Annotated in this window: 3 protein-coding genes; 2 read left to right on the top strand and 1 reads right to left on the bottom strand. The window is 57.1% G+C overall.

Going from position 1 to position 3351, the window contains the following annotated elements; translation table 11 throughout:
- Window positions 1-1663 (bottom strand): threonine--tRNA ligase (gene thrS, locus WBC85_RS17335; protein ID WP_424440329.1); only part of this gene is annotated, 1663 nt, incomplete at its 3' end.
- Between the two features lie 166 nt (window positions 1664-1829).
- Between thrS and WBC85_RS17330 the strand changes: the two genes are divergently transcribed.
- Together WBC85_RS17330 and WBC85_RS17325 are read left to right on the top strand one after the other, a co-directional pair.
- On the top strand, window positions 1830-2588 hold the full coding sequence (locus WBC85_RS17330; RefSeq protein ID WP_424440326.1) for an alpha/beta fold hydrolase: 759 nt from the start codon (window positions 1830-1832) through the stop codon (window positions 2586-2588).
- The coding region (locus tag WBC85_RS17325) for an alpha/beta hydrolase (RefSeq protein ID WP_424440323.1) at window positions 2588-3351 on the top strand (764 nt) is incomplete at its 3' end. The genes WBC85_RS17330 and WBC85_RS17325, both read left to right, overlap by 1 nt.

Genomic DNA, 3351 nt, shown 5'->3' with positions numbered 1-3351 from the left:
CGACAACCACCTGACGCGGTGCCAGCCAGAAGGGCAGTTTGCCTGCGTGGCTTTCGATCAGGATTCCGATGAAGCGCTCAAATGATCCAAGGGTCGCACGGTGCAACATAACCGGGCGGTGCTTGTCCCCATCCGCGCCGATGTAGTTGGCATCGAGACGTTCTGGCAGAACGAAGTCTACCTGATGCGTGCCGCACTGCCAGTCACGGCCAATCGCGTCGGTCAGAACGAATTCCAGTTTCGGGCCGTAAAAGGCACCTTCGCCGGGGTTGAGTTCAGGCTCGATCCCCGCCGCGCGGGTCGCGGAGAGCAGGGCGGCTTCGGCCTTGTCCCAAACTTCGTCAGATCCCGAACGCTTTTCAGGGCGATCGGAAAACTTGACCGAGAATTCTTCAAATCCGAGATCTTTGTAGACCGATGAAAGGAAGTTGATGAATTCGGCTGTTTCCGCTTCGATCTGATCCTCGCGGCAGAAGATATGCCCGTCGTCTTGGGTGAAGCCACGCACGCGCATGATGCCATGCAGCGCGCCAGAAGGTTCATAGCGGTTGCAAGAACCGAACTCGGCCATGCGCAAAGGCAGATCACGGTAGGATTTCAGGCCTTGGTTGAAGATCTGAACGTGGCAAGGGCAGTTCATCGGCTTGAGAGCGTTCACAGCCTTCTCGCGTGCATGCTCTTCGTCGACTTCAACGATGAACATATTCTCTTGGTATTTTTCCCAATGCCCAGACGCTTCCCAAAGCTTGCGATCCACCACCTGCGGTGTGTTCACTTCGACATAGCCACCCGCGTCCTGCTTGCGGCGCATGTAGTCTTGCAGTTCGGTGTAAATGCGCCAGCCATTCGGGTGCCAGAAGATCTGGCCGGGGGCCTCTTCTTGCATGTGGAACAAGTCCATCTCGCGGCCCAGCTTGCGGTGATCGCGTTTCGCGGCCTCCTCAAGCATATTCATATGCGCCTTGAGTTGTTCCTTGTTCAGAAACGCACAGCCGTAAATCCGCTGGAGCATTGCGCGATCACTATCGCCGCGCCAATAGGCCCCTGCGATGCTCATCAGTTTGAAACTGTCACCCGGCACTTGGCCCGTGTGCTGCAAGTGCGGACCACGGCACAGGTCCTGCCAATCGCCATGCCAGTACATGCGCAAGGGCTCGTCGCCCGGAATGGCGTCGATCAACTCGACCTTATAAGGTTCACCATTGTCCTCATAGTGCTTCACCGCACGGGCGCGATCCCAGACTTCGGTGCGCACTTCCTCGCGGGAATTGATGATCTCTTTCATCTTCTTTTCGATCACGCCGAGGTCTTCTGGTGTGAACGGCTCTTTGCGATCAAAGTCGTAGTACCAGCCGTCTTTGATGACAGGACCGATGGTAACTTTGACATCCGGCCAAATCTCTTGCACCGCGCGCGCCATAATGTGCGCAAGGTCGTGGCGCACCAATTCTAATGCTGGCGCTTCGTCTTTCATGGTGTTGATGGCAATTGCGCTATCGGTCTCGATGGGCCACTGCAAATCCCAATGCGCGCCATTTACTGTCGCGCTGATCGCTTTTTTGCGAAGAGAGCTGGAAATGTCGGCAGCAACGTCAGCAGCGGTAACACCACTTGGGTATTCGCGCGCGTTGCCATCGGGGAAAGTAAGGGTGACGTTAGCCATATTGGCACTCCTCGTCAGTTTGGCGCCTACGAAAGCGCCCGGTTGCGGGTTATGTGTTCGGGGTTAAATGACCATCGGGCAGGCAACTGTCAAGAAGCGCAATTGAGGCTTTGCGCATGGGTCGCACTTGTGCATCTATGCGTGTTCAAGCCTGAAGGAGTACCCCATGAGCGAGCCCCTGTATTTGACGACGCCGCAAGGGCGCAAAATTGCCTACCACAAAACGGATGGGGCAGGGCCATGTGTCGTGTTTCTTGGTGGTCTGAAGTCCGACATGGAAGGTACCAAGGCAATCCATCTGGAGGATTGGGCGCTGGCAAAAGGGCGTGCATTCCTGCGCTTTGATTATTCGGGGCATGGACAAAGTTCGGGGAAGTTCACCGATGGTTGTATTGGCGATTGGGCTGAAGATACTGCCGCAGTGCTGAATTCAGTTGCCAGCGGGCCTTTGCTTCTTGTCGGGTCTTCTTTGGGCGGGTGGCAATCGCTACTTGCAGCGCGGCGCATTCCCGAGCGGATTATGGGGTTGGTCACAATCGCGGCTGCGCCCGACTTTACGGAAGACAGCATGTGGGCGGGCTTCACCGATGCCCAAAAAGAAGAGCTTGTGAGCGCGGGGCAAGTCGCTTTGCCCTCCGAGTATGGCGAGCCCTATATCATCACCAAACGCATGATCGAGGACGGCCGCACGCAACTGGTTTTGCGCGAGCCTCTGGAACTCCCTTTCCCGACCCGCTTTTTGCAGGGCACCGCTGATGCGGACGTGAACATGTCCGTCGCGCTGCGGTTGCTCGAACATGCCAACGGATCGGACATGCGCCTTACGCTGGTAGACGGGGCGGACCACCGCTTTTCTGATAACGCATGTCTCGCCTTGATCGAGCAATCGGTTGAGGATGTGCTCAACGTAGGGGAGGCTGCGTAATGCGGATACTTTTCAAATGGATCATGCGATTGCTATTGCTGATTGCCTTGCTTGTTGCGCTCTTGTTTTTCTTCGGGCCGCGCGAGGTGGTCGATCTTGATGTTTCCTTTGACGAAACAAGGATCGGACCAAATGTGAATGCTTATCTCCAAACGGTTGAGGCGCGTTTTGATGACATCGTGGAGGGCACTCAAAAGCGCGTCATCTGGGCAGGTGCGCCAGAGACGAAAACACCTGTCTCTGTGCTGTATGTCCATGGCTATTCGGCCACGTCCGAAGAAATCCGCCCTGTGCCTGACAGGCTTGCGGCAGCGCTGGGCGCGAACCTGGTGTTCACGCGATTGTCGGGGCACGGTCGCACGGGTGAGGCCATGGCAGAGCCGACAGCCGCCGATTGGATGCGTGACACGTTAGAGGCACTGGCCATCGCGCGGGCCGTGGGCGAGCGCGTTATCGTCGTGTCCACCTCGACAGGTGGCACATTGGTGGCCGCGGCGGCGCTGCGCGAGGATGCGATGGAGAACGTTGCAGGCGCGATTTTCGTCTCGCCCAATTTTGCGATCAATTCACCAGCAGCCGTGATCCTGACATGGCCCGGCGTGCGCTGGTGGGGGCCATTGGTTGCGGGTGCGCAGCGCAGTTTCGAGACGCTGAATGAAGGTCATGAAAAATACTGGACCAACAGCTATCCAACCGTCGCCCTGATGCCGATGGCGGCCTTGGTCAAAGCGGTTGACGGGCTTGATCTGGGCATGGCCAAGGT

This window comes from Planktotalea sp. (assembly GCF_049680325.1).
In the GTDB taxonomy this organism is placed as follows: domain Bacteria; phylum Pseudomonadota; class Alphaproteobacteria; order Rhodobacterales; family Rhodobacteraceae; genus Planktotalea.
Note: the sequence above shows the minus strand (reverse complement) of the source record. Positions and strands in the feature narration are given on the sequence as shown.